The sequence below is a fragment of the Ruegeria sp. BB7 genome (assembly GCF_056539365.1).
The window spans coordinates 107,536-132,726 of the sequence record NZ_JBQFUV010000007.1 but is presented as its reverse complement, the minus strand read 5'-3'; the positions used below and the strand labels follow the sequence as shown (position 1 = coordinate 132,726).

The 25,191-nt window shown below is 57.7% G+C and carries 21 protein-coding genes; 5 read left to right on the top strand and 16 right to left on the bottom strand.

What is annotated here, in order from left to right; all coding sequences use genetic code 11:
• Positions 1-33: 33 nt before the first annotated feature.
• The 7 genes from nadC to ACR0D7_RS12905 all read right to left on the bottom strand — a co-directional run bounded on the left by nadC (position 34) and on the right by ACR0D7_RS12905 (position 7,914).
• Positions 34-882: a carboxylating nicotinate-nucleotide diphosphorylase gene (nadC, locus tag ACR0D7_RS12935; RefSeq protein ID WP_480679371.1), complete on the bottom strand. Its 849-nt coding sequence runs from the start codon at positions 880-882 to the stop codon at positions 34-36.
• Complete coding sequence (locus ACR0D7_RS12930; RefSeq protein ID WP_480679370.1) at positions 879-2,444, bottom strand: L-aspartate oxidase; 1,566 nt, start codon at positions 2,442-2,444, stop codon at positions 879-881. Before ACR0D7_RS12930 ends, nadC begins: the two co-directional genes overlap by 4 nt.
• An 8-nt stretch (positions 2,445-2,452) precedes the next feature.
• The gene (nadA, locus tag ACR0D7_RS12925) at positions 2,453-3,505 is read right to left on the bottom strand and encodes a quinolinate synthase NadA (RefSeq protein WP_480679369.1); all 1,053 of its coding nucleotides are present in this window, start codon (positions 3,503-3,505) and stop codon (positions 2,453-2,455) included.
• A gap of 290 nt (positions 3,506-3,795) precedes the next feature.
• Positions 3,796-4,575: an IclR family transcriptional regulator gene (locus tag ACR0D7_RS12920; protein ID WP_480679368.1), complete on the bottom strand. Its 780-nt coding sequence runs from the start codon at positions 4,573-4,575 to the stop codon at positions 3,796-3,798.
• An 11-nt stretch (positions 4,576-4,586) separates the two neighbouring features.
• Positions 4,587-5,945 carry a TRAP transporter large permease gene (locus ACR0D7_RS12915; protein ID WP_480679367.1) on the bottom strand — a complete coding sequence of 453 codons (1,359 nt, stop codon included), beginning with the start codon at positions 5,943-5,945 and terminating at the stop codon, positions 4,587-4,589.
• Entirely contained in the window at positions 5,945-6,610 is a 666-nt protein-coding gene (locus ACR0D7_RS12910) for a TRAP transporter small permease (RefSeq protein WP_480679366.1), read from the bottom strand. The genes ACR0D7_RS12915 and ACR0D7_RS12910 overlap by 1 nt, the downstream gene beginning before the upstream one ends.
• 65 nt (positions 6,611-6,675) lie before the next feature.
• On the bottom strand, positions 6,676-7,914 hold the full coding sequence (locus ACR0D7_RS12905) for a TRAP transporter substrate-binding protein (RefSeq protein WP_480679365.1): 1,239 nt from the start codon (positions 7,912-7,914) through the stop codon (positions 6,676-6,678).
• Positions 7,915-8,023: 109 nt separating this feature from the next.
• Here ACR0D7_RS12905 and ACR0D7_RS12900 point away from each other — a divergent pair, with 109 nt between their 5' ends.
• Complete coding sequence (locus ACR0D7_RS12900; protein WP_480679364.1) at positions 8,024-9,619, top strand: GMC family oxidoreductase; 1,596 nt, start codon at positions 8,024-8,026, stop codon at positions 9,617-9,619.
• A 428-nt stretch (positions 9,620-10,047) separates the two neighbouring features.
• Here ACR0D7_RS12900 and gyrB read toward each other — a convergent pair whose 3' ends face one another.
• Together gyrB and ACR0D7_RS12890 are read right to left on the bottom strand one after the other, a co-directional pair.
• Positions 10,048-12,465, bottom strand: a complete 2,418-nt coding sequence (gyrB, locus tag ACR0D7_RS12895) for a DNA topoisomerase (ATP-hydrolyzing) subunit B (RefSeq protein WP_480679363.1) — start codon at positions 12,463-12,465, stop codon at positions 10,048-10,050.
• Between the two features lie 102 nt (positions 12,466-12,567).
• On the bottom strand, positions 12,568-13,140 hold the full coding sequence (locus ACR0D7_RS12890; protein WP_480679362.1) for a TetR/AcrR family transcriptional regulator: 573 nt from the start codon (positions 13,138-13,140) through the stop codon (positions 12,568-12,570).
• A gap of 99 nt (positions 13,141-13,239) precedes the next feature.
• Between ACR0D7_RS12890 and ACR0D7_RS12885 the strand changes: the two genes are divergently transcribed.
• Positions 13,240-13,806 (top strand): carboxymuconolactone decarboxylase family protein, encoded by a 567-nt coding sequence (locus ACR0D7_RS12885; RefSeq protein WP_480679361.1) that lies wholly within the window; start codon positions 13,240-13,242, stop codon positions 13,804-13,806.
• Here the strand turns inward: ACR0D7_RS12885 and recF are convergent.
• From recF to mutM, 6 genes are all read right to left on the bottom strand, one after another.
• Entirely contained in the window at positions 13,803-14,900 is a 1,098-nt protein-coding gene (gene recF, locus ACR0D7_RS12880) for a DNA replication/repair protein RecF (RefSeq protein WP_480679360.1), read from the bottom strand. The two genes, ACR0D7_RS12885 and recF, sit on opposite strands and share 4 nt — an antisense overlap.
• 59 nt (positions 14,901-14,959) lie before the next feature.
• Complete coding sequence (dnaN, locus tag ACR0D7_RS12875) at positions 14,960-16,081, bottom strand: DNA polymerase III subunit beta (RefSeq protein ID WP_170351930.1); 1,122 nt, start codon at positions 16,079-16,081, stop codon at positions 14,960-14,962.
• Positions 16,082-16,310: 229 nt separating this feature from the next.
• Positions 16,311-17,711 (bottom strand): chromosomal replication initiator protein DnaA, encoded by a 1,401-nt coding sequence (gene dnaA / locus ACR0D7_RS12870; RefSeq protein WP_480679359.1) that lies wholly within the window; start codon positions 17,709-17,711, stop codon positions 16,311-16,313.
• Positions 17,712-18,268: 557 nt separating this feature from the next.
• Positions 18,269-18,532 (bottom strand): 30S ribosomal protein S20, encoded by a 264-nt coding sequence (rpsT, locus tag ACR0D7_RS12865; RefSeq protein ID WP_068338617.1) that lies wholly within the window; start codon positions 18,530-18,532, stop codon positions 18,269-18,271.
• A gap of 229 nt (positions 18,533-18,761) precedes the next feature.
• The gene (locus ACR0D7_RS12860) at positions 18,762-19,538 is read right to left on the bottom strand and encodes an enoyl-CoA hydratase (protein ID WP_480679358.1); all 777 of its coding nucleotides are present in this window, start codon (positions 19,536-19,538) and stop codon (positions 18,762-18,764) included.
• Positions 19,539-19,604: 66 nt separating this feature from the next.
• Complete coding sequence (mutM, locus tag ACR0D7_RS12855; protein WP_480679357.1) at positions 19,605-20,456, bottom strand: bifunctional DNA-formamidopyrimidine glycosylase/DNA-(apurinic or apyrimidinic site) lyase; 852 nt, start codon at positions 20,454-20,456, stop codon at positions 19,605-19,607.
• A 454-nt stretch (positions 20,457-20,910) separates the two neighbouring features.
• Here mutM and ubiE point away from each other — a divergent pair, with 454 nt between their 5' ends.
• Positions 20,911-21,663 carry a bifunctional demethylmenaquinone methyltransferase/2-methoxy-6-polyprenyl-1,4-benzoquinol methylase UbiE gene (ubiE, locus tag ACR0D7_RS12850; RefSeq protein WP_480679391.1) on the top strand — a complete coding sequence of 251 codons (753 nt, stop codon included), beginning with the start codon at positions 20,911-20,913 and terminating at the stop codon, positions 21,661-21,663.
• Positions 21,663-23,192, top strand: a complete 1,530-nt coding sequence (gene ubiB / locus ACR0D7_RS12845; protein WP_480679356.1) for a 2-polyprenylphenol 6-hydroxylase — start codon at positions 21,663-21,665, stop codon at positions 23,190-23,192. The genes ubiE and ubiB overlap by 1 nt, the downstream gene beginning before the upstream one ends.
• Before the next feature lie 92 nt (positions 23,193-23,284).
• Here ubiB and ACR0D7_RS12840 read toward each other — a convergent pair whose 3' ends face one another.
• Positions 23,285-24,460, bottom strand: coding sequence for an acetyl-CoA C-acyltransferase family protein (locus ACR0D7_RS12840; protein WP_480679355.1), 1,176 nt, complete (start codon positions 24,458-24,460; stop codon positions 23,285-23,287).
• A 117-nt stretch (positions 24,461-24,577) separates the two neighbouring features.
• Here ACR0D7_RS12840 and ACR0D7_RS12835 point away from each other — a divergent pair, with 117 nt between their 5' ends.
• Entirely contained in the window at positions 24,578-25,141 is a 564-nt protein-coding gene (locus ACR0D7_RS12835) for a helix-turn-helix domain-containing protein (protein ID WP_170386840.1), read from the top strand.
• The last annotated feature ends 50 nt before the right edge of the window (positions 25,142-25,191 follow it).

Here is a 25,191-nt window from a genome sequence, read left to right as displayed (position 1 = left end):
GCACCCATCAGCACCAGAGACCTTGGCGCTGCGTCAGAAGTCCAGCCCGATATCAATGGTGCGATAGGAATGGGTTAGCGCACCTGATGAGATGTAGTCCACACCGGTTGCCGCCACAGCAGCCACTGTGTCGCGGCTGATATTACCAGAAGCCTCGGTCACGATACGACCATCCACCATTTTGACCGCCTCTTTCAGGGTGGCAGGGGCCATGTTGTCCAGCAACACCACATCCGCGCCGCCGACCTCAAGCACCTCGGCCAGTTGGTCCAACGTGTCCACCTCAATCTCAACCTTCATCATGTGCGAGGCTCGGGCCCTAGTAGCGTCAAGAACCGCCCGTACACCACCGGCTGCGGCGATGTGGTTGTCCTTAATCAGGATCGCGTCCGAAAGAGAGAAACGGTGGTTGAACCCGCCACCATGCAGCACCGCCTGTTTTTCAACGATGCGCAGTCCAGGCGTGGTCTTGCGGGTGCAAGTAATGCGCGCCTTGGTACCCTCGGCTTCGGCCACCAGAGCAGCCGTAGCAGTTGCGACACCCGCCATACGCCCCGCAAAGTTCAGCGCGACCCGTTCGCCAGACAGGATCGAGGCCGCACTGCCTTTGATCTCCATCAGCGTGTCGCCCTTGGTACAACGCTGGCCGTCAACAACATGGATGATGACCTCCAACGACGGATCGACCAGACGAAACGCCAAAGCAGCCACCTGCATGCCCGAAACGACCGCATCCTCGCGCGCGTTTAGCCGGGCATTATAGGTGGTGTCAGCCGGAATCACGGTCAGTGTGGTGACATCGCCATTGGCGCCCAGATCCTCCATCAGCGCGGACCGCACCATGGGTTCGAGGATCATGTCAGGCAAGGCCGGGAAATTCATGTTACGTCCTTCGCAATGCGGTCCCGCAAGGCTAAGGCCTCACTCAGCGTCAAGGCCGAGCGTCGGCCAGGGCCGGGGATGGGATCAGGAAAATCGGATCGGTAATGTGCGCCGCGGCTCTCCTTGCGCAGCAAAGCGGCGGCAGCGATCAGAGTAGCCGTGGCGGTCATGTTCAGGAACAGGTCAGAGTCCGTGTGCCGGGCTTCGAGCGCGGCGATCTCGGTCAGGGCCCGGCGCAGTCCGTCTTCATCGCGCACAACACCGACGTGCTCGGTCATGGCCTGACGCAGGGCTGTCACGTCTTTCACGTCAACTGAATTACCGCCTTGGACTAGGCTAAGCTCGACCTCGGGCGCATTTTCAAGCGACACTTGGGTCGCAATGTCCCGAGCGCAAGACCGCGCGAAAACCAGCGCCTCGAGCAACCCGTTCGAGGCCAACCGGTTGGCCCCGTGCAAACCGGTCGAGGCAGCCTCACCGCACACCCAAAGCCCCGTCAGAGAGCTGCGCCCCGCCAGATCGGTTTCAACGCCGCCCATATGGTAATGCGCCGATGCAGTCACAGGAATTGGGTCGGTCACAGGATCGACGCCGTTGCGTTTGCAGGCCTCTGTCACTGACGGGAATTGCGTTACGATCTCGGCCCCTATGGCATGACGCGTGTCCAGCGCCGGACGTTTGCCCGCCTGCATCTGAACATAGACGGCGCGTGCAACCGTGTCGCGCGGGGCCAGCTCGGCATCGGGGTGAATATCAGGCATAAAGCGGTGGCCATCGCAGTCAATCAGAACAGCCCCCTCGCCGCGCAACGCCTCGGTCGCCAACGGCGTCGGGTCTTCGCCCACATCAATGGCTGTCGGGTGGAATTGCACAAACTCTGCATCGGCAATCCGCGCACCGGCGCGCGCGGCCATGCCAATCCCCTGCCCCCGGATACGCGCGGGATTGGTGGTTTGCGCATAGAGCCCACATGACCCGCCAGTTGCCAGTACATGCGCAGCTCCGCGCAGCAGCATCGGCCCCGCTCCAGACGCCTGCGCGCTGGTCAGATATACGCCGGTCACCTGCGCGCCGTCGCTTTCCAGACCGACGGCCTGAGCACCTTCGACCACTTGCACCGACGGCGTCCGGCGCACTTCTTCGATCAGTGCGCGCATGATTTCGGATCCGGCCTGGTCGCCCTTGACCCTCACCACCCGCGCCGCCGAATGCGCAGCCTCGCGCGATTGTACGAACCCACCGTCAGCGGTGCGGTCAAACCCGGTGCCCAGCTCGGACAGATCGAGGATATGTTCTGGCGCGGCTTTGGTCACAAATTCGGCAACCTCGCGCAGTACCGACCCCGCGCCCGCGCGCATGGTGTCATCCGCATGCGCCTCGGGACTGTCCGTTCGCGCCATGGCCGCCGCGACGCCACCCTGCGCCCAAGCCGAGCTTGCGCCGGACCCAAGCTGCTCAGGCGAAATCATCACCACCGGGAGCGGCGCCAATTTCAGCGCGGTATAAACCGCAGCCAGCCCGGCGCCTATGATGACCACACGCGGCGTTTCGATTGTTTGCATTTTGTCGATCAAATGCCCAGTTTGCGCGACAGATCAATCATGCGCTGAACCGACAGGCGCGCCTTGTCGGCGACTTCGGCGTCGACTTCGACCTGTCCGGTCATGGTATCCAGAGCGAACAGCACTTTCTCAAGCGTGATCTTCTTCATGTAGGGGCACATGTTGCAGGGTCCGACAAAATCAACCTCGGGCAATGCATCAGCGATGTTCGAGGCCATCGAACATTCGGTGATTAACAGCGCCTTTTCCGGCTTCTCATCAGTGACATATTTGATGATGCCACTGGTTGAGCCCGAGAAATCGGCCTCGGCCACAACGTCTGGCGGGCACTCCGGATGCGCGATCAGCCGCGTGCCTGGGTTCCATTCGCGGAAATCGCGTAGGTCGCGGGCCGAATACTGCTCGTGCACGATGCACGAGCCTTCCCACCAGACCACGTTTTTCTGGGGTACGTCGCGCGCAACATTCTGCGCCAGATACTGATCCGGGGTCATGATCACCGTGTCACTGTCCTGCGCCGCAACGATCTGCGCCGCATTGGACGAGGTGCAACAGATGTCGGATGCTGCTTTGACCTCGGCGGTGGTGTTCACATAGGTCACAACAGGCGCGCCCGGATACCTGCGGCGCATCTCTGCAATGCCATCGGCCGTAATCGATTCGGCCAGCGAGCATCCGGCCTCCATATCCGGTATCAGAACCGTCTTGTCAGGGCTTAGGATTTTCGACGTCTCAGCCATGAAATGCACGCCGCACTGCACGATCACATCGGCCTCAACTTCAGTTGCCTTGATTGCCAGTTGCAAACTATCGCCGCCGAAATCCGAAATGCCGTGGTAAATCTCGGGCGTCATGTAGTTGTGGCCCAGAATGACCGCGTTGCGTTCCGCCTTTAGATCGTTGATCGCCTTCACATAGGGCGCATAGATCGCCCAATCTACGGGCGAAACCACGCGCGACATGCGGTCATAGATATCGCTCATGCTTGCGGCAAGCTCGGGCGAAGGGTTCAGATCATATTTTTCGGAGAGATGCGCGCGCTGCGCGGGTAGATCGAACACGGGACTGTTTTTCTGCCTAAGGGACTCGTGGCGCCTTTAATATGGGGTTTGCTGCGGGTTTACCACCACCCAAATCAGAAGAATGTTCCAATATTCAGCCACCCTGCAGAATTATCTTATCGAACCTCTTGCTTAGGCCACATAAGGCACGACACTGGCCCGGATTCCAACGACGGCTTATGCCAGAAACAACGCGCTAAGTGAATCATAGTGCGGGCCCGCAATCTGCCGACTGTCAGCAAACACACTCGCTGCAACTGTCATCTAGCGGCCAGGTGGCCTGGGCCTAGTCACTCGGCCAAAAGAGCCGAAAGCTCATTCGCTCCCTTTTGCAGTATGCCCAGAAACGACATTAGACTGTTGACGTCATGACGTTGTGTCGGGGCGTGAACCGAAAGCGTGCCCACCAATCTGCCCTGGCCATCCTGAACGGGCACAGCAAGAGCAGCCATTCCGGCCATGAATTCTTCGTCATCGGTGGAATATCGGTTCTCAGCGATGTGTTGGATTTCCGCTCGCAACGCCTTGGGATCAGTCAGAGATCGTTCGGTCTGCGATTGTAGGTTTCCAGCCGAAAGAAAACCGTCCAGGGTTTTTTGCCGAAGAGTGGACAGATACATTTTACCACTGGCAGTACAGTGGAAGGGCACCTGCGTACCGACCGGCAGCTGAATGCGCAGTGGCCACTTGGTTTCCACCCGATCAAGATAGATCATCCCCTCGCGGTCCGGGATGGCGAGATTGCAAGTTTCACCGACTTCTTCGGCGACGCTTCGTAAGATTGCCAAGCGCGCCGTGCGCAGGTGCTCGGAAGACATCGTGTTGACCGAAAGTAAACGCAGCCGATGTCCAGGACCGTACGAGCGTCCATCCAGATCACGTTGTAGAAAGCCTTCGGCTTCTGCGGTTTGCAACAGGCGGTGAACGGTCGGCTTGGCCAGACCTAAGGCTTCGATCAGGTCCGATGGTTTGACGGCGACCCCGCGTCGCGCCACCTCCTCAAGGATGAGAAGAAGGCGCAAGTTTGTTGGAATCTGAGTTTCTTTGTCCTGTGTTTCCGTCTCTGCCATTCCGCAACAGTCTAGTTATTTGGCAGCAGGATCAAGGCCAGATCGGGCACAAGCGACACCAAAATCCACACCGACAGCAACGCGACCAAATAAGGTACTGTGTACCGCAGCAGCCGGAAATAAGGCACTCCGGTCACGCCTGAAGCTACGTAGAGGTTCAACCCGTAAGGCGGAGTGATGAACCCGATGGATGCCCCGACAAGGAAGATCACCGAGAAATGGATAGGATCAATTCCAACCGAAGCTGCAATCGGAGCCAGTATCGGCGCAAGGATAATCGTGACAGGCAGGCTTTCCAGCACCATACCCGAGAAGAATACGATCACCATCGAGGTAAACAGCACCGCATGATACCCCCCCATCGAGGTCACGAAGTTCCCGATGGTCTCTTGCGCGCCTAGCAGCGACAAGATTTGCTGCATCACAACCGAAATTGCGATCAGCGGTGCAAGGATGCCAGTGATCTGGGCTGAACGGATCACGATCGAGGGAATCTCGGGGATCGTGAAGCCTTCAACCACGAACATCTCTGCAAAGGTCTTTTCGGTTGGTGGAATGTCGTTCCTCGCGCCCATGATGCGGTTGATCGGGTAGCTGACCAGACCCGCGATGACGCAGAAGCCCACGGTTACACCCGCCGCTTCGGTCGGAGAAAATTTGCCAGTGTAGATGCCCCATAGAACCAACCCGATGGCGAAGAAGCCCAGCCATGCTCCGAATGCGGTTTTCAGCACGCGGTTCAGTTGCAGTGGGATCAGATGCCCCCAGCCGTTCATGCGGCAGATGATCCAGCAGGCAAATTGCATGCCGAAGACCATCAATGCACCGGGCAGGATACCCGCCACAAACAGTTCGGAAATTGGCAGGTTCATCAAGAAGCCGTAGACAATGAAGATGATCGAGGGAGGAATGATGATCCCCACCGTACCGCCCGCTGCTGCGGTCGCAGCACTGAAGCGTTCGTCATATCCACCCTTGACCATCTCTGGGTGCAGCATCGACCCGATGGTCGCGGTTGTTGCCGAGTTCGACCCCGAAATCGCCGCGAACAGCCCGCAGGCCCCCAGCGACGCCATTGCCAGCCCGCCACGTATCCAGCCTAGACAGGAATAGGCAAAATCACTGAGCCGCCGAGCAATGCCGGATTTGTTGATCAGGTCTCCGGTCAGAATAAACAGCGGCATCGCTAGCAGGGCAAAGCCCTTGTTGAACACGTTCAACAGCTCGGCCCCCATATTGTCCAGCGTCAGGCCAAGGACAAACGAACAGCCAATGACCCAATAGCCGATAACCAGTAGCACCGGCACGCCCAGCATGAACAGGAAGGTGACCCCAAGCGAGATCAGTGTGACCATGGTTCCGTCTGTCATCAGTCTGCTCCGATCACGGCTTGCTGGATCAGCGGCTCACCGGTTTTCCAATTGTTCAGATCGTCAGCAAGGTTTTGAAACACACGCCCGACCATCAAAAAGAATGACAGTGGCGCTGCCAGCAGGAACCACCATTGCATGATGTTGTCGGTACCCAGAACAATCTGAAAGTTCGACGCCGACAGCGCCACCAGCCGAGTAGTTGTCACAATGACGATGACCGCGAAGATGTACCAAAGCACTGCGTCCAGGAACAGACAAGCCAGTTGCCCGCCACGCGGCATCGAAGTGCGGAATTCGCTAAAGCTTAAATGGGTACGTAGCCGCACGTTATAAGACGCGCCGAACCATGCCATCACCATGAACAGCAGTGGCGGGATCGTGGTGGACCAGGGTTCCTGATCGTTGAATACGAACCGGTCAATCACGCCCCAAAAGATGATGAAGGCAATTGCAAGGTAGGAATAAACCATCACGGCACGTTCAAAGTGGCGTTCGACAAACGGCACTTTTTGGTAAATCCACATGATGAGGAGCCCACCCAGGGCTGAAACGATTGCACCTACGACCCAAGTTGCGTCGGATTCCAGCGCGGATTGAATCTCGAATGAATCGAAGGTGAGTAAAGCACTGAATATCGCGCCGACATCTGCCCAAAATGACATGAACCCTGTCCTCCCAGTCGGTGTTTAGTGGAACCGGCCCAGACGGGCCGGTTCGTGTGAGTTTATCAGGCTTCGCCCTTCCACCAACGGCGAGGCTCGACGTTTTCCGGCAGCGTATCGGCCGGAATCTCGCGCGCGATGTCGTAGATTTCCTGATAAGTATCGATGCCACCGGCCCATTTGTTCAGGCGTTCACGCCACTGCGCCCATGGCTCGGGATTGTAGTTCGGGGCGCACATTTCCTCGGCCAGCTTGATCTGATCATCCGCCAAGAAGGCCGGGCGCACACCGTTTTCGGCAAAGATCGTGTTAGGCAACTGCGGGTCCGAGAAGCCAACTGTGTTCAGAAGCGCAGCTTCGTTCGCACCTTGGATCAGCGCCTGCGTGAAGTAGGACGACTCCATAACCGCATCCTGCAGCTCACCGCCCAGCCCGTCGAACACCTTGGCGGACATCGAGGTGTGCTCGGTACCGCAGAAGAACTTCAAGTTCACCGATTGTGACACCACGGGCGACATGTTGGCGTACGCCACGGCCGAGGCCCATGTTTCGGCACCGTCGATCAAACCTGTTTTTAGCGCGTCCAGCGTTTCTTCCCACGCCACCGGGACCGGGTTCAGGTTGAGAAGCTGCATGGCGATACGACCCAACTGCGTGCCCGTCACCCGGTTCTTGGTGCCAAACAGCTCTTCCAGCTTGGTCACCGTCGGCTTATCGGCAAAGTTTGATCCCATTTGCAGGCCGCGAAGTTCACAGTGCGTGAACAGGAATTTCAGCCCATGCCTTTTTTCCAGCGGATCGCGCAGGATACGCTGGCTCGCCGGGCTATAGAAAAAGTGATACTGCGCCGCGCGGCTGGGGAACATATAGGCATAATCCAGCACGTTCAGGTAAGGCGCGCCACCTGCCGAGTTCTGGGTCGAGGCCGCGTAGATATCGACGATCCCTTGTTGAGTTTTCTCGACACAGCTCAGTTGACCGCAGATCTGATTGTCGCCGATGAATTCAATCCGAATCTCGCCATCGGTACGCTCTTCCAGATCGCGGGCGAACTCGATGGCCCCGGCGCGTTCGATCAGAAGGTTGCGGGTGTTAAAGCCTGACGCGCCGAATTTCAGCGTGTGCTTCGGCTCTTTTGAAAAGCGCTTTTCATAGGTTGATTCGGCTGCCTGCGCCAGATTCGTCAGGCTCATTGCCCCACCAAACCCGCCTGCAGCCAGCAGTGTCGAGCTCATGCCATAACGTCCGGCCACGCGGAAAAAATCCCGCCGTGAAATACCACTTAGTTTCCGACCGATCTCCATTGCTTACCTCCCTGATCACAATTATTGAGACGTTTTGTATCAAAAAAGGCTAGTATATTTCTTGCATCTTGCATAGAGTTTTTTTCAACGACGTTGGAAGGAGGCGGTCATGGAAGTGGATTATGCGGTTGTTGGCGCGGGGTCTTCGGGCTGTGTCATTGCCAATCGGTTAAGCGCCGATCCAAATACGACTGTTGCTTTGCTCGAGGCGGGTGGCCGCGATACCAACCCATGGATTCACATCCCCGTTGGCTATTTCAAAACCATGCATAACCCCTCGGTTGACTGGTGCTATCGCACCGAACCTGATCCGGGGTTGAACGGACGATCCATAGACTGGCCGCGTGGGAAGGTTCTGGGCGGGTCATCCTCGCTGAACGGGTTGCTCTATGTGCGCGGTCAGAAAGAGGATTATGATTGTTGGCGGCAAATGGGCAATGAAGGCTGGGGGTGGGATGACGTCCTACCCCTGTTCAAACGCTGCGAGGATCAGGAGCGGGGCGAGGATGAATTCCATGGCGTCGGTGGGCCCTTGTCTGTGTCCAACATGCGAATTCAACGCCCTATCTGTGACGCTTGGGTCGCAGCAGCACAGGCCGCAGGGTATCCCTTCAACCCGGATTACAATGGTGCCAAACAAGAAGGCGTTGGATATTTCCAACTGACCACCCGCAATGGCCGCCGGTGTAGTGCTGCTGTGGCCTATCTGAAACCTATACGGGGTCGTCAAAACCTCAATATCATCACCAACGCCCTTGTGACACGAGTGGTTTTGGACGGGAAAAAGGCAACCGGTCTGGTTTATCGGGATCGTTCGGGTGCAGAGCAGACCTTGAAAGTCCGGCGCGAGATCATCTTGTCTGGTGGCGCAATCAACTCCCCCCAGATTTTGATGCTGTCGGGGATCGGAGACCCAGGTCATCTAAAGGAAAACGGAATCGAACCGCAACATGCGCTCCCCGGTGTTGGGAAAGGATTGCAGGACCACCTGCAGGCGCGACTAGTGTTCAAATGCAATGAACCAACGCTGAATGACGAGGTCCGCAGCCTGTTCAATCAGGCGCGCATCGCCCTGAAATACGCACTTTTCCGCGCTGGCCCGATGACCATGGCCGCCAGTCTTGCCACCGGATTCATGAAAACCCGCCCTGACGTTGAAACTCCGGACATTCAGTTCCACGTTCAACCCTGGTCTGCCGACAGCCCCGGCGAGGGTGTGCATCCGTTTTCGGCTTTCACGATGTCGGTCTGCCAACTGCGCCCGGAAAGCCGAGGCGAACTACGCCTGAACGGTCCTGATCCGTCCAGACATGTCAAAATCATCCCGAATTACCTCTCCACTGAAACGGATTGCCGAACAATTGTCGACGGTGTGAACATCGCGCGCGGGATTGCCAAACAGAACCCTCTGGCCTCGAAGATTTCAGAGGAGTTTCGACCGACAGCCGAGCTGCATCACGACGATTATGAAGGCACACTTGATTGGGCCAGATCGAACACTGCCTCGATCTATCACCCAACTGGCACTTGTGCGATGGGAAACGCTGAGACCTCTGTCGTCGATGCGAAACTGAAGGTGCACGGCATACAAAACCTGCGGGTGGCTGATTGCTCGATCATGCCGGAAATCGTCAGTGGCAACACAAATGCACCGGCGATCATGATAGGCGAAAAGGCAAGCGATTTGATAAAGGCGGATGCCTGACAGGCCGACCGTCGTACCTGCTTGGCAATTGGAGCGCCCGAATCCCTCGCGATCATTGGATCAGGGCGCCGATCGCGCATACTTAAATAGAACCGTTTTTAATGACTTTCCCGCATACGCTTTGCCCTAATTTTGTCTCAAGGCCGTCCGCGATCAACCAAGGTGATAAAAGTTGGCGATCGGTGGGTCACTTAACTCAGGATTCAACTACAAATCATTCCTCAAGGCATGCGTAATTGGGGCTGAAAGCGGCAATCAGACACGCTTCTCCGGAACTGTAACAATGGCTTGGAAACAGCCAAGAATTTGACCGACAGGCAAAAAGCGTCGAATTCCAAAATCAGTGGATGGCTACCGCGCCCAAAGTTTTAGGCCAAAGATGCAAATCTTTAGGCGAAATGCAAAGCTTTGGGCGCACCTACAAATTCTTAGAAATCCAAGTTCTCGACGCTGAGTGCGTTTTTCTGAATGAACTCGCGGCGCGGTTCCACCACGTCGCCCATCAGTTTGGTGAACAGATCGTCGGCCTCGACCATATCATCCACGCGTACCTGCAACAGGGTGCGCGCGTCCGGGTCCAGCGTGGTTTCCCACAGCTGATCCGGGTTCATCTCGCCAAGACCTTTGTAGCGCTGCAGCGACAGGCCCTTTTCGCCTTCTTCCAGAATGGCGCGCAAAAGGTCTAGCGGGCCGTGGATCGCCTGCATCCGGTCGCGGCGGATCAGTGTAGCCGGAGTGTTGTAGACCTCTTGCAGGCTTTGCGTGAAACTGCCGGTTTTACGCGCCTCACCCGATCGCAGCATGGGGCCGTCCAGCGTGCGAACCTCTTCGACCCCGCGCAGGATGCGGGCCAAACGGATGCCGTGGTCCTGTGTAATCCGACCCTGCCAGCCGCGTTCGTATTCCAGAGCAATCAAGTCCAGACGGGCGGCGACCTTGTCAGCGACGCCTTGCAGGTCGGCATCGACGGCTCCCGGAACGAAGGCCCCGGCCACTGCCGCCTGTTCCAGAATGTGACGCGGGTAATGGGTCGGGAAGGCGTCCAGCACGCGTTTCAGTTGGCGTGCTTCGTCGACCACACGGGTCAGGTCCTGGCCAATGATCTCTTCGCCCGAACCGAGTTTCAGCACCGCCCCTTCGACGCCCTGATTGATTAGATAATCATCCAGCGCGGCTTGGTCTTTCAGGTAAACCTCTGATTTACCACGCGAAACCTTATAAAGCGGCGGCTGCGCGATATAGAGGTACCCGCCCTCGATCAGTTCCGGCATTTGCCGGTAGAAGAAAGTCAGCAACAGCGTTCTGATATGCGCGCCGTCCACGTCAGCATCGGTCATGATGACGATCTTGTGGTAGCGGAGTTTTTCGATGTTGAACTCATCGCGGCCAATACCGGTGCCCAGCGCCATCACGAGGTTACCGATTTCCTGAGACGACAACATCCGGTCAAACCGCGCCCGTTCGACGTTCAGGATTTTCCCGCGCAGGGGCAAGACGGCTTGCGTCAGCCGGTCTCGGCCGGTTTGGGCGGAGCCGCCCGCCGAGTCACCCTCGACAAGGAAGACTTCGGTCTTCGACGGGTCTTTTTCAGAGCAGTCTTTCAGCTTACCCGCCAGATAGTTCACGTCCATCGCCGTCTTGCGGCGGGTCAATTCACGGGCCTTGCGGGCGGCCTCACGGGCCAGCGCTGCCTCGATGATCTTGCCTACGATCCCTTTGGCTTCGTTCGGGTTTTCCTCGAACCACTCGGCCAGCTTTTCATTCATCAGACCTTCGACCGCCGGGCGCACCTCGGAGGACACCAGCTTGTCCTTGGTCTGCGACGAGAATTTCGGGTCGGGCACTTTCACAGACAACACGCAAGTCAGACCTTCGCGTGCGTCATCGCCGGTGAAACTGACCTTTTCCTTCTTCGCAATCCCGCTGGACTGCGCGTAGTTGTTGATCGTCCGGGTCAGAGCACCGCGGAAGCCCGCCACATGGGTGCCGCCATCGCGCTGCGGAATGTTGTTGGTGAAGGGCAGCACCGTCTCATGGTAGCTGTCATTCCACCACATCGCGATCTCAACGCCGATCTCGTCACGCTCGCCCTTAATGTAGATCGGTTCAGGCATTGCAGGGGTTTTGGACCGATCCAAGTACTTGACGAACTCTTTGACGCCACCTTCGTAGAACAGCTCGGTTTCCAGGCGCTCCGCCGGGCGCTCGTCGATTAGGATGATCCGCACACCCGAGTTCAGGAAGGCCAGCTCGCGCAGACGCTTTTCAAGCGTCTCAAAGGAGTATTCCAAGTTCGAGAACGTGTTGGTCGAGGCCAGAAAGCGCACCTCGGTCCCGGTGCGATCCCGACATTCACCGACGACCTTAAGATGTTCCGCCGTCTCACCGCCTTCAAAGCGTGCCACGTGCTCCTTACCGGCGCGCCAGATGCGCAGCTCCAGCCAATCCGACAACGCGTTAACCACCGAAACGCCCACACCGTGTAGACCGCCAGACACCTTGTAGGAATTGCTATCGAACTTACCGCCCGCGTGCAGCTGGGTCATGATGACCTCGGCCGCCGAGACACCCTCTTCGGGGTGAATATCCACCGGAATTCCGCGCCCGTTATCGCTGACCGAGACACTGGAATCGGCGTGAATTTTCACAGTCACATGGTCGGCGTGACCGGCTAGAGCCTCATCAATTCCGTTGTCCACAACCTCATAAACCATGTGGTGCAGGCCCGAGCCATCGTCCGTGTCGCCGATGTACATACCGGGACGTTTGCGAACCGCCTCTAAGCCTTTGAGAACTTTAATGGAATCAGCGCCGTATTCTTGTGGTGCCTGTGCGTCTTCGGACATGCCGTTAGTACCTATATTATTTTGGTAACTTATACGTTTTCTGGTGGGGAATGTCACGCGCTCCCCCAACATTTTGTGGCTCTGACGGACAAAACCTGCGGATCAAAGCCGATCAAGATCAGCGGCGATGTCCGCAGCAATTTCTGACGCGTTCACATCGTCGCGTTCCGCTAACAGCCTCAAGCCCAGAAGGTCTGATTGATACCGGGCTGCAAGGCGATCCGGGTCGTGGTCCGGGCCGATTTCACCGGCCTTTTGCGCACTGCGGAACAGGTCAGAGAAACAGGTTTTCATCGCGACCATGTGGGTGCGAGCCTGCCCGGCCAGATCATGGTCTTTGGCCTGCAATTCAGCATATGTTTTGGCCAACATGCAGGCTTTGGTCGGCAGTCCCGACGCTTCGACCACGCGACGCGGCTGGGCCTTGAGCGCGCCGAGCGGGCCCAACTCCTCGGCCAAGGCCATCATGTTTGCGACCCCGTCCTGCGCATACCGCTCCAACGCCAAAGCATAGAGCGCATCCTTTGACCCGAATGCCGCGTAGAAGCTGCCCGGCTTCAGGTTCAATTCACGTTCCAGGTCCTTCAACGATGTTCCGGCCCAGCCGTGACGCCAGAAAATGTCACGAGCCTGCGCGATCAAAGCATCGCGGTCGTATGAGGGTTTTCGGGGCATCATCACACCAATACTTGAACGTTCACTCAAATATATACTTGAGTGATCACTCAAGAAACCTTAAATACGACTCATCGCGCCAGAAACAGGAGTTCCGACATGGCCAATTTCCCGTCTCATGACCTCGAATCCGCACCCGAAGGGTCCAAACCGCTGCTCGAGAAATCTCAGGCGGCATTCGGTCGCCTGCCCGGCCTGCACAAGGTGATGGCCGAAAGCCCACAGCATCTGGAAGGCTATCAGGTTCTGCACGGCTTGTTCATGCAAACCGATTTCGACAATGACGAGAAAACCGTTGTCTGGCAGACCATCAACGTAGAAAACGAGTGCCACTACTGCGTGCCCGCCCACACCGGCATCGCCAAAATGATGAAGGTTTCGGACGAGATCACCGAGGCCCTGCGCAACGAAACCCCACTGCCATCAGCCAAGCTTGAAGCGCTGCGCACATTCACGCTGCAGGTAATGGAAACCCGCGGCAACCCAACCGAGGAACAGCTTCAGGTGTTTTTCGATGCAGGCTACTCGCACCGCGCCGTTCTGGACGTGGTGCTGGGTCTGGCCCAGAAAACCATGTCGAACTACGTCAACCACATGGCCAAAACCCCGGTCGATCAGGTCATGCGCGGCTTCCTGTGGGAACGTAAAGTCAACGAACCAGCCTAAGCCGACACGACCGAGTCCTCATTGCCTTCGGTCACGATTAGCGTTTGGGCTCGCTCTCCCAATTCCGCAAACAACTCAGGCCCGGTGCCCGTCATCCAGGCCTGAGCGCCCAGCGCGCAAATCTCGTCATAAAGCGCCGCGCGACGTCCGGCATCCAGATGTGCGGCCACCTCATCCAGCAACACGATCGGTGGTGCCCCCACCATTTCGGCCAGCGCCCGCGCGTTTGATAGGACCAACGAAACCAACAAAGCCTTCTGCTCTCCGGTCGAACAATCCTTGGCCGGCACGCCCTTGGCGGCAAACACCCCATACAGGTCAGACCGATGCGGCCCGACCAGGGTACGCCCCGCTGCCAGATCGCGGAACCTGCTTTCGTTCAGCGCTTCACGCAGATCGTCAGCCGTTTCGGGCATCCCCCCTTCGGTTTGCACCAGTTCTAGATCAGCCGAGGGGAAGGCAGTCTCCGCCTGCTCTTGCGCTGCGCGCAGATGGTCCAACGCCGAAAGCCGCGCGGTGTGAATGCGATGGCCAGTCTCGGCCATCTGCCCCTCAAGCGCTGCATACCAATGGGCATCCCGCACCTGCTCTTTCAGCAGGCGATTCCGCTCGCGCATGGATTTTTCATATGTCAGGGACGCCTCGGCATGAGTCGGATCGAAACTTAGCGCGATGCGATCCAGAAACCGCCGCCGCCCCTCGGCGCCTTCGATCCAAAGCCGATCCATCGAGGGGATCAGCCAGACCACCCGCGCCAGCTTTCCCAGATCAATCTGGCTGGCCGCCTTGCCATCAATCCGGACCTGACGCGCCGCTCCCCCTTCGGACCATGTTTCGATCTCGTAATTCTGCCCCTGCGCCCACAGTAACCCGGAAAGCTTCCAGCCCAGCACCTCTGGCCGCCGGGTCATTTCGGCAGCACTTGCCCGCCGCATCCCGCGACCGGGCGAAAACAGGGAAACTGCCTCTAGGATATTGGTTTTCCCGGCCCCATTCGGCCCATGAATCGCCACCGGCCGCCCATCCAAAGACAACCGCGCCAGCTTATGAGACCTGAAATGCGAGACCGTAAGTTCGGTCAGGGCCAAGGTCATGACCCCTCCCTTCATCTTTTCAAAAATACTCCCGCCGGAGGCATCGCGCGCCAGCGCGATCAGACGCGCATCGGCATGACAACGTAAACCGCGCTCAGGTCATTGCCTTCGCGCATCAAGGTCGGGTCACCAGCCGAGTTGAAGAGGAACACGGCGTTCTCACGATCCACCTGGCTAGCGATCTCGAGCAAGTATTTCGCGTTGAACCCGATCTCAAGCCGTTCATCGCCATAGGCCACGGCCAGCTCTTCTTCGGCTGCACCGCTATCGGGTGCATTCACCGACAACACCAGCTTGTCCGCATCCAATTGTAGCTTCACGGCGCGCGAGCGTTCGGACGACACGGTCGCGACCCGATCCACGGCCTGCGCGAATTCGGCGGCATCTACCTCCAGCTGGCGGGTATTACCTTGCGGAATAACGCGTGTGTAGTCGGGGAAGGTGCCGTCGATCACTTTCGAGGTCAGCGTAATATCCGGTGTTGCAAAGCGCACCTTTGTTTCACTGACGGACACAGCAATGTCCATTTCGTCGTCATCCAGCAACTTGCGCAGCTCGCCCACGGTTTTGCGCGGAACAATCACACCGGGCATGTCCGCTGCTCCGTCCGGCAGGTCCGCGTCAATACGAGCCAGACGGTGACCATCAGTAGCCACACAGCGCAGAACCTTGCCACCCTCAGACCCGTCGGCCACATGCATGTAGACCCCGTTCAGGTAATACCGGGTTTCTTCGGTTGAGATGGCGAATTTCGATTTGTCGAACAGCCGCCGTAGCAAAGCCGCAGAGGCAGTAAAGTTCGACTGATATTCCGAGGACGCCATCACCGGAAAATCTTCTTTCGGCAGGGTCGCCAGCGAGAAATTCGACCGGCCCGCCTCAACTGTCAAACGCCCCGCTGCACTGTCTGCAGTCAAAGTAACAAGCGCCCCATCCGGCAGTTTGCGCACGATCTCATGCAGGGTGGTCGCGGCAACGGTCGTCGCGCCAGCTTTCTCGACCTGCGCCGGAGCCTTGTCCACCACCTCGATATCCAGATCCGTGGCGCGGAACAGGGCCTGATCGCCTTCTGCTTCGATCAGCACGTTGGCAAGAATGGGAATAGTGTTGCGACGCTCCACAACTGATTGGGCCTGCGAGACGGCCTTTAGAAGGGTGCCGCGTTCGATGCTGATCTTCATACCCTCAATTCCTCTGACTTACGTGCCGAAAACAGGCGGGACTGGCACGTTAGCGGTTCCACCCTGAGGCACAAGGATTTTTTACGGATTTCTGGGTTGGAATGGCCAATGCGTCAAGGGTCGCGTGGCCGCACAGGCACAGTTCACGTCCAACCGTGGAGAATTGCGCACAAGAAAACGCCCCGGACATGAATATCCGGGGCACTTCCTGAGCGGTAGGGGATAAAGCCTAGGCTTCCAGCGCGCGACGCAGCATTTCTACGTCTTCCGCGATCTGGCCGTCGGTGGTTTTCAGCTCTTCGATGCGCTTGACGCCGTGCATAACTGTAGTGTGGTCGCGTCCGCCAAAGCGGCGCCCAATCTCGGGCAGCGAGCGGCTGGTCAGTTGCTTGCACAGATACATCGCCACCTGACGCGGGCGGGCATAGGACCGCAGGCGCTTGGGCCCGATAATGTCGGACAGGCGGATATTGTAATAGTCCGACACTTTGCGCTGAATCTCTTCGACGGTGATCTTGCGTTCCGAGGCGCGCAGCACGTCAGCCAGACAATCCTGCGTCAACTCCATATCGATCTCACGGCCCACCAGAGACGCGAAAGCGAACAGACGAGTCAGTGCACCTTCCAGCACTCGGACGTTGGTTGAGATGCGGTGGGCCAGGAATTCCAGCACGCCATCGGCAATGGTCAGGTCAGGGTAAGTGCTGCTGTACTGCTGCACCTTGTTTTGCAGAATGCCAAGACGCAATTCGTAATCGGTCGGGTGCAGGTCAACGACCAGACCACATTGCAGGCGTGACTTCACACGGTCTTCCAGATCCTTGATCTCACCGGGGGCGCGGTCGGCCGAGATGATGATCTGCTTGTTCTGGTCCACCAGCGCGTTGAAGGTGTGGAAGAACTCTTCCTGAGTCGAGTCTTTGCCGGCGATGAACTGCACGTCATCCACCATCAGCACATCGACTGAGCGGAACAAGTGTTTGAAATCCATCATCCGGCGCTCGCGCAGAGCCTGCACAAAGCGATACATGAATTGTTCAGCCGACAGGTACAGAACATTCAGCTCGGGTCGTTTGGTTTTCAGCTCCCACGCGATGGCGTGCATCAGGTGCGTCTTACCCAGACCAACGCCACCATAAAGAACCAGCGGGTTGAAGGTGACAGGACCACTTTCCGAGACGCGCCGCGCAGCGGCATGGGCCAGTTCGTTGGGTTTACCAACCACGAAAGTGTCAAAGGTGAAACGAGCATCCAAAGGCGCGGCCTGCAGGGATTCGAGCGCATCGCTTGCTGGTTCGGCTTGCTGTGACAGAGGTTGGGTCTGAGGGCTGTCCTGCGTCATAGCCGGTGCAGCCACGGTTTGACTGGCAGATGGGCGTGCAGGTGAGTTGGCTGCGACACGAAATGCCAATCGCTGAACCGATTCTCCTGCGGTGTTCATTTCGTACAGAATCAGATCAGCAAAATTCTGGCTAACGTAATTGCCCATGAAGTTCGTCGGCACCGAGAACACTGCAACGCCGTCCTGTACCTCTTGCAGCTCCAGAGGTTCTATCCAGGTGGTGTAGTTGTTCTTTCCGATCGCCTTGAGCAGTTTGTTACGCAGTTGTCCCCATTTTTCTTGTGTCATCAAGCGCCTCACGCATCCCATTCTTTATTGGCCTGTCAGCCTTAATAATCAATTCCGGTTGCCCGGTTATTTCTGCATTCACACGCAATAGGATACCCACTCGCCAAACCGCATGGATCTGGCGGGTTCGTCCCCGAAAGTCCGCACAACCAAACGGTTGGGTACCCGAAAAAGGACACCCCGTATGCCGGGTTGCGCATCGCAATCATTTTTTACGACAGGGCTCAGATCTTTGGTTTCCCATGACCCTCAGCAGATCAGCATAGCGGCCTTAGCCGTTTTGCCGACATTCGTTTCACAACCGTCCTGATGCCCGTCAGTTTGATCGGTGAAACAGCCTGTCCCCCCAAGCGAGTGAATCGCTGACTTAGTGGTAACAAGAGGCTTATGCTTACGGCAACGAAACTCTGATGTTGACTCGGGTCTTTCGCCGAAAGAATCTCTCAGGCTTGTGAAGACGCGGCATTCCGGCAACAGCAGAAAAAAGGCACCACGGATTGTGGCGCCTTTTTAAACAATTCAGCCTTGTTTTGTTGACGCAAGGTCAACTTAAGCGATTAGCCCAGCGCCTTTACGCGAGCCGACAGGCGCGACATTTTCCGCGACGCCGTGTTTTTGTGGAAGACGCCTTTGGTGACGCCACGCATCAGCTCGGGCTGAGCCGCGCGCAGGGCTGCGGTTGCGGCCTCTTTGTCGCCGGATGCGATTGCTTCTTCGACTTTGCGCAGGTAGGTGCGGATGCGCGAGCGGCGTGCTTTGTTGATTGCAAAGCGCTTTTCGTTCTGACGTGCGCGCTTTTTAGCCTGGGGCGAATTTGCCATGTGATTCTGACCTTCGTTCGGTACGGTTATGTTCGGTTACGCGTCACGGAATATCCGCACCGGATCAGAAATCACGAGTGTGAGTCGGGCCAAGCGGGCCGCACGCGCATGTATAGCGGCGCTACCTATCCAAGTTTTCAGGCTTTGCCAAGCTGATTCTTTCAAGCTGCATAGCAGCCATGAAAAAGGCGGGGCTTGCCCGCCTATCTCAGCTCTATCGCAACAGTGCTTATTTATCCCGGAACTGCGCCGCGCGCTTTTCCTGGAAGGCGGCCATGCCTTCTTTCTGATCTTCGGTCGCAAACATCGAATGGAAGACGCGGCGTTCGAACAGCAGCCCCTCGCTCAGCGTAACTTCATAGCTGCGGTTCACGGCCTCTTTGGCGGCCAGCGCTGACAGCTGAGATTTCTCAGCGATTTTCTGGGCCGCACCCGCGGCTTCTTCCATCAGCTTCTTTGCCGGAACAACACGGCTCACCAGCCCTGCACGCTCAGCCTCTTCAGCGTCCATAAAGCGCCCGGTCAAATTCATGTCCATCGCTTTGGATTTACCAACAAACCGGGTCAGCCGCTGCGTGCCCCCCAAACCCGCAATGACACCCAGATTTATCTCGGGCTGTCCGAACTTGGCTGTATCGGCGGCAATGATGAAGTCGCACAGCATCGCCAGTTCGCACCCACCGCCCAGCGCATAGCCGGAAACGGCGGCTATGATCGGTTTGCGGATCGCACAGATGCGGTCATTGAAGTCGCCAAACAGATTGGACGCATAGACGTCGACAAAGCTCATCTCGGACATTTCTTTGATATCCGCGCCTGCGGCAAAAGCCTTGTCCGAGCCAGAGATGACGATGCAGCGCACCTTGTCGTTTTTATCCGCCTCCTCAAGCGCCAGGCAAAGCTCCTGCGTGAGCTGGGCGTTCAGCGCGTTCAGCGCATCCGGTCTGTCGAGCTTGATAAGGGCGACGTGGTTTTCAATTTCGACGATGATCGTCTCAAAAGCCATGAGTTGTAAGCTTCCGGTTGTTCCGTTCAGGTACAATTCCTTATCACGCGAGAATGCTGGATCAAGTTATCTTTGGCATTGCGCGCAATAGAAGGATGAGCGACCGGACTGGGTGATTCTTTTTATCAAAGCATCACAACCTGCGGTCCGGCAGGCTTGTCCTTCACGGCCATAAACGTCAAAGCTGTGCTGAAAATATCCAAGTTCTCCATCGGCTTGGCGGAAATCCCGAAGGGAAGATCCTCCCGCTTCGATGGCCTCCTGCAGCACCTGCCGGATGATCGGAACCAACGCCGCCACACGGGTTGCCGAAATCTGACCGGCCTTGCGACGTGGCGACACGCCTGCGCGATAAAGTGCCTCGCACACGTAGATATTCCCCAATCCGGCAACGATTCCCTGATCTAGAAGCGCGGACTTAACCGGAGTATTCCTGCCCTTAAAGGCGTCAATCAGGTGCTGTTCATGGAAATCGTTGCCCAAAGGTTCGGGCCCCAGAACCGCCAGCAATTTGTGCCTTTCTGCAGTTGCCGTGGCAAGCAGATCCATCGCGCCAAACCGGCGTGGATCGTTGAAAGTCACACGCGCGCCATTGGCCATGTGAAAGACTACGTGGTCGTGTTTCTCGGGCATCGGATGTTCATGCGCGAATTGCCCCATCGGATCGCCAGACACGGTCATCCGCCCGGACATGCCCAAATGGATCAGCAGCGTCTCACCACTACTGAGATCGGCAAGAATATATTTCGAACGCCGCCGCAATCGGTCGATCCGCTGCCCTGTAAGCCGCTCGGCCATCCGTTCGGGGAAGGGCCAGCGCAGATCGGGGCGGTTCACATCCGCGCGCTCGATCACAACACCTTCCATCGCGGGGGTCAGACCCCGACGAACCGTTTCGACTTCGGGAAGCTCCGGCATGTTCTCTCCTGATTTGCTGCAAGTGCGCATTCCAACGCCTGCACCATGTCGTCATGTCCGGTTACATATCTCAGAAACCTCGCCCTCTGCCCATCCCGAACCATGCAGGAAACCGAGTCCGGTAAGATATCATTGGCAAAATTCTTTCGCGCTTAATCCAGCTTTTCACCAACTCCTTCCGTGCGGCGAACGCGTGAGATCGTGCGATAGGCTGCCCACGCCCGCCAGGTGACAAATAGAAGAGGCAGACCAACACTTAAAAATATTGCAATAACAGTGAATTTTGGCATGTCAAAAGAACCACTTATCTAAACTGTCTACCGTCTTAAGCAACGACTTGGGAAAATCTGTGGCACATCTGCCAATTCGTCGCCCCCTGCTACCATTTCGCGCGATTGTCTTCCCGGCGCTGAGCCCTATAAGGATGGGCAACACTGGCAAAGGCGTCACTTTCATGTCCGACACCAACGACAAGACCACTCATTTCGGGTTTGAAACCGTGCGCGAGGCTGACAAGGCCGGGCGCGTGCAAGGCGTGTTTAACTCGGTTGCCTCGAAATACGACGTGATGAACGATGTCATGTCGATGGGCATTCACCGGGTCTGGAAAGACGCGATGATGGATTGGCTGGCCCCACGCCCGGGTCAGCGCCTGCTGGATGTGGCGGGCGGTACTGGCGACATTTCGTTCAGATTTCTGAAACGCGCGGGCCATGGCCACGCCACCGTTCTGGACCTGACCGAGCCAATGCTGGTCGAAGGCCGCCAACGGGCCGAGGCTGATCAGATGGCCGACAGCCTGAACTGGGTGGTCGGTGATGCCATGTCCCTGCCCTTCGAGGATAACACGTTCGACGTCTACACCATCTCTTTTGGCATCCGAAACGTGACCCGCCCGCAAGAGGCCCTGAACGAAGCGTTCCGCGTTCTGAAACCCGGTGGTCGCCTGATGGTTTTGGAATTCAGCCAATTGCCAAATGACGGGCTGCAGAAACTCTATGATCTTTACAGTTTCAACGTCATCCCTCGGATGGGCAAGCTGATCGCCAACGACTACGACAGCTATCAGTATCTGGTGGAATCGATCCGCAAGTTCCCGGATCAGGAAACCTTTCTGAACATGGTTCGCACCGCCGGGTTCGATAACGCCAAATACCGCAACCTCAGCATGGGCATCGCCGCGCTGCATTCCGGCTGGAAGATTTAATGCGTGGTCCTCACAACATCATCCGCCTGATCCGCACAGGTGCCACGTTTGAGCGCACAGGCGCCATGAACGTGGTGCTCGACGCATTTGAGGCCCCCCGTGCGCTGCGCTTTCTGGCACATGCTTTGGGCAAGCCGTTTCAATGGCTGGGCTACAAGGGCGATCCCAACATGCCGCCCGCCACGCGCGCGCTGACAGCGCTGGGTCCGGCTTATATCAAATTCGGTCAGATTCTCTCGACCCGCCCCGACGTGGTGGGCCACGAACTGGCCGCGCAACTGCGCGTGCTGCAGGACAAGCTGCCGCCTTTTTCCCGCGCCGAGGCCATGGCCGAAGTGGAAAAAGAACTCGGCCAACCGGTCGAAGAGGTTTTCGAAGACTTCAGCGAACCGATCGCTGCTGCTTCGATCGCTCAGGTCCACAAGGCCCGGCTGGTCAAAACCGGTGAATACGTTGCCGTCAAAGTCCTGCGGCCGGGAATCGAGCGCGCCTTTCACAAGGATGTGGATGCATTTTATTTCGCCGCTCGCATCGTCGACCTGTTTGCGCCAGGTGCCCGTCGCCTGCGCCCAATGGATGTGATCGAACATTTCGACGGTGTCGTACGCGGCGAACTTGACCTGCGTTTGGAAAGTGCCGCCGCCTCGGAATATGCCGCCAACACCAAGGACGATGCCGGGTTCTGGCTGCCCCCTGTGGTTTGGTCTTTGTCGGCACGGCGGGTGATGACGCTCAGCTGGGCGGATGGGATTGCACTGGGTGACAATGCGGCGCTGGATGCTGCTGGTCACAATCGCCGCGATCTGGCCGAACGGGTGCTGCGGCTGTTCCTGCTGCATGCCTTGCGCGACGGGTATTTCCACGCTGACATGCATCAAGGCAACCTCAAGGTCGCGGCCAATGGCGACATAGTTGCCTATGACTACGGCATCATGGGTCATATCGACGAATACACCCGCCGGGTCTATGCCGAGATCCTCTTTGGTTTCATCCGCCGCGACTACAAGCGCGTGGCCGAAGTGCATTTCGAGGCAGGCTATGTTCCCGCCAACCAGGACGTTGACGAATTTGCTCGCGCGTTGCGCGCTGTGGGCGAACCGATATTCGGCATGGACGCCACACATATATCCATGGGCCGGTTGCTGAGCTACCTGTTCGAAGTGACCGAACGATTTGGAATGGAAACCCGGACCGAGTTGATCTTGCTGCAACGCACAATGGTTGTGGTCGAAGGGGTTGCGCGCTCGTTGGATGACCATATCAACATCTGGGAAACCGCCCGCCCCGTGGTCGAGGATTACATTAAACAATCCATCGGCCCGCGCTCCGCCTTGCGGGACTTCGGCAAAACCGCAATGGTTCTTGCCCGCTTCGGACCGCGCCTACCTGCCTTGGTCGAAAACGCGCTGATCGCGCAGACACAAAAGGACGAACCACAAAAGTCACCCTTGTGGTCCGCCGCCCTGCCCGCCGCCATCGGCGCAGCTGCGGGCGCCACATTGGTCTTGGTGATCACCGCGTTCAGCTAATCGCCGCGCGCTTCATCTGGCTAAAAATATCTTCGGGGGGAATCGCGCCCGAGCGCGATGGGGGGCAGACAGCCCCCCTGCCCGGTCACCAATCAGAGCCGCTCGATGGCAAGCGCGATACCCTGCCCACCACCGATACACATCGTCACCAACCCCTTGGAACCGCCGATACGGTTCAATTCATACAACGCTTTCAAAGTGATGATTGCCCCAGTCGCCCCAACCGGATGCCCCAGGGCAATCGCCCCACCATTTGGGTTTACCTTGGCCGCTTCCAAACCAAGTTCCTGATTGATCGCCAGCGCTTGCGCCGCAAAAGCCTCATTACTCTCGATGACATCAAAGTCGTCCACTGACAGGCCGGTTTTTTCCATCAGGTTCCGCACAGCGGGAACCGGTCCGATCCCCATCACCTCGGGCCGCACGCCAGCGTGGGCATATCCCAATACGCGCGCCTTGGGCTTCAACCCGGCTTTCTCGGCAGCATCCGCTGTTGCCAATACCATCGCCGCCGCCCCGTCATTGATGCCCGAGGCATTGCCCGCTGTCACACGCCCATCCTTTTGGAACACCGGCCGCAACCCGGACAGAGCCTCGATGGTGGTGGCCTTGGGATGCTCGTCGACCTTGAAATCAACCATGTCCCGCTTGACCTTGACCTGAACGGGCGCGATCTGGCTGTCGAAATACCCCGCATCGATAGCTGCCGCTGCGCGCGTCTGGCTGGTCATCGCAAACTCATCCATCTGCTCACGGCTAATCTGATGTTCGTCGGCGACGTTCTCCGCTGTCACACCCATATGCCCGGTTCCGAACGGACAGTTCAGCGCCCCAAGCATCATGTCCAGCGATTTCACATCGCCCATCTTCGCGCCCCAGCGCGCCTGCGACACGACATAAGGGCTGCGCGACATGCTCTCGGCTCCGCCCGCCACAGCAAACTTGGCATCACCCAGCATCAGCGCCTGAACCGCCGAGACAATCGCCTGCGCGCCCGAACCACATAACCGATTCACGTTCATCGACGGCGTCCCGTTCGGAATCCCCGCCTGCATCGCAGCGACGCGAGACAGGTACATGTCCTTAGGCTCGGTATTGATCACATGGCCAAAAACCACATGATCGATCTGCGCGCCTTCAACTCCTGAACGCTCCAGCGCGGCTTCGGTCGCCACAGTGGCCAAGTCAATCGGAGAGGTCGAGGCCAGCGCCCCTCCAAAGGTTCCGATCGCCGTGCGGGCGCCGTCCAGAATCACGATGTCGGTCATGGGTAACTCCTCCTGCATTTGCGCGCAGTATGCATGTGCCGCTGCCACCTGTCCCATGAGACGTCCCGTCACGGTTGGAATTGACAATCCCATCCGCAAAGCGCATGAAATTCCGTCATGACGGACAACACTGACGATATCCTGACACGCCTGCCCGCCCGCCTGAAAGAGGCCCGCCGGGCCAAGGGGCTGTCTCTGGAAGCGGTAGCTAATCTCAGCGGCGTGTCCCGCTCGATGGTCAGCCAGATCGAGCGGGGTGAAAGTAGCCCCACCATCTCGACCCTTTGGAACCTCACACGCGCCTTGCAAGTAGATTTTGCTGGCCTTCTCGAAGAGAGCAACACAACTGACCAGGTCGAAGTGCTGCGCAAGGCAGAAGTACCCAGCATCGACAATATGGGGCAGAGTTGTCGCATCCGCATCCTCTCCCCCCCAGAAGAAGCCGGTGGCCACGAGGTCTACGATATCGAGTTTGATGCGGACGGAGCCCTAAACAGCCAGCCGCACGCGCGCGGCGCACGGGAACAGCTGACCGTGTTGGCAGGCGCAGTCCGTGTGACCTCGGGTGTCGCATCCCGCGATCTGCAGCAGGGCGACACTGCGCGCTATGCCGCTGACGTGGCGCATTCGATCACTGCTGACGGTCCGGCTCGGGTTTTCTTGATTGTGAAAAACGCCTGACACCGGCAAAAATCCGCCTTTACGGAATTTTGTCTTAAATACTGTAATTC

Bases quoted from the DNA above. Each gene is read 5' to 3' on its own strand.
- nadC (WP_480679371.1), bottom strand. From the start codon at position 882: ATGAATTTCCCGGCCTTGCCTGACATGATCCTCGAACCCATGGTGCGG.
- ACR0D7_RS12930 (WP_480679370.1), bottom strand. From the start codon at position 2,444: ATGCAAACAATCGAAACGCCGCGTGTGGTCATCATAGGCGCCGGGCTG.
- ACR0D7_RS12920 (WP_480679368.1), bottom strand. From the start codon at position 4,575: ATGGCAGAGACGGAAACACAGGACAAAGAAACTCAGATTCCAACAAAC.
- ACR0D7_RS12915 (WP_480679367.1), bottom strand. From the start codon at position 5,945: ATGACAGACGGAACCATGGTCACACTGATCTCGCTTGGGGTCACCTTC.
- ACR0D7_RS12910 (WP_480679366.1), bottom strand. From the start codon at position 6,610: ATGTCATTTTGGGCAGATGTCGGCGCGATATTCAGTGCTTTACTCACC.
- ACR0D7_RS12905 (WP_480679365.1), bottom strand. From the start codon at position 7,914: ATGGAGATCGGTCGGAAACTAAGTGGTATTTCACGGCGGGATTTTTTC.
- ACR0D7_RS12900 (WP_480679364.1), top strand. From the start codon at position 8,024: ATGGAAGTGGATTATGCGGTTGTTGGCGCGGGGTCTTCGGGCTGTGTC.
- gyrB (WP_480679363.1), bottom strand. From the start codon at position 12,465: ATGTCCGAAGACGCACAGGCACCACAAGAATACGGCGCTGATTCCATT.
- ACR0D7_RS12890 (WP_480679362.1), bottom strand. From the start codon at position 13,140: ATGCCCCGAAAACCCTCATACGACCGCGATGCTTTGATCGCGCAGGCT.
- ACR0D7_RS12885 (WP_480679361.1), top strand. From the start codon at position 13,240: ATGGCCAATTTCCCGTCTCATGACCTCGAATCCGCACCCGAAGGGTCC.
- recF (WP_480679360.1), bottom strand. From the start codon at position 14,900: ATGACCTTGGCCCTGACCGAACTTACGGTCTCGCATTTCAGGTCTCAT.
- dnaN (WP_170351930.1), bottom strand. From the start codon at position 16,081: ATGAAGATCAGCATCGAACGCGGCACCCTTCTAAAGGCCGTCTCGCAG.
- dnaA (WP_480679359.1), bottom strand. From the start codon at position 17,711: ATGACACAAGAAAAATGGGGACAACTGCGTAACAAACTGCTCAAGGCG.
- rpsT (WP_068338617.1), bottom strand. From the start codon at position 18,532: ATGGCAAATTCGCCCCAGGCTAAAAAGCGCGCACGTCAGAACGAAAAG.
- ACR0D7_RS12860 (WP_480679358.1), bottom strand. From the start codon at position 19,538: ATGGCTTTTGAGACGATCATCGTCGAAATTGAAAACCACGTCGCCCTT.
- mutM (WP_480679357.1), bottom strand. From the start codon at position 20,456: ATGCCGGAGCTTCCCGAAGTCGAAACGGTTCGTCGGGGTCTGACCCCC.
- ubiE (WP_480679391.1), top strand. From the start codon at position 20,911: ATGTCCGACACCAACGACAAGACCACTCATTTCGGGTTTGAAACCGTG.
- ubiB (WP_480679356.1), top strand. From the start codon at position 21,663: ATGCGTGGTCCTCACAACATCATCCGCCTGATCCGCACAGGTGCCACG.
- ACR0D7_RS12840 (WP_480679355.1), bottom strand. From the start codon at position 24,460: ATGACCGACATCGTGATTCTGGACGGCGCCCGCACGGCGATCGGAACC.
- ACR0D7_RS12835 (WP_170386840.1), top strand. From the start codon at position 24,578: ATGACGGACAACACTGACGATATCCTGACACGCCTGCCCGCCCGCCTG.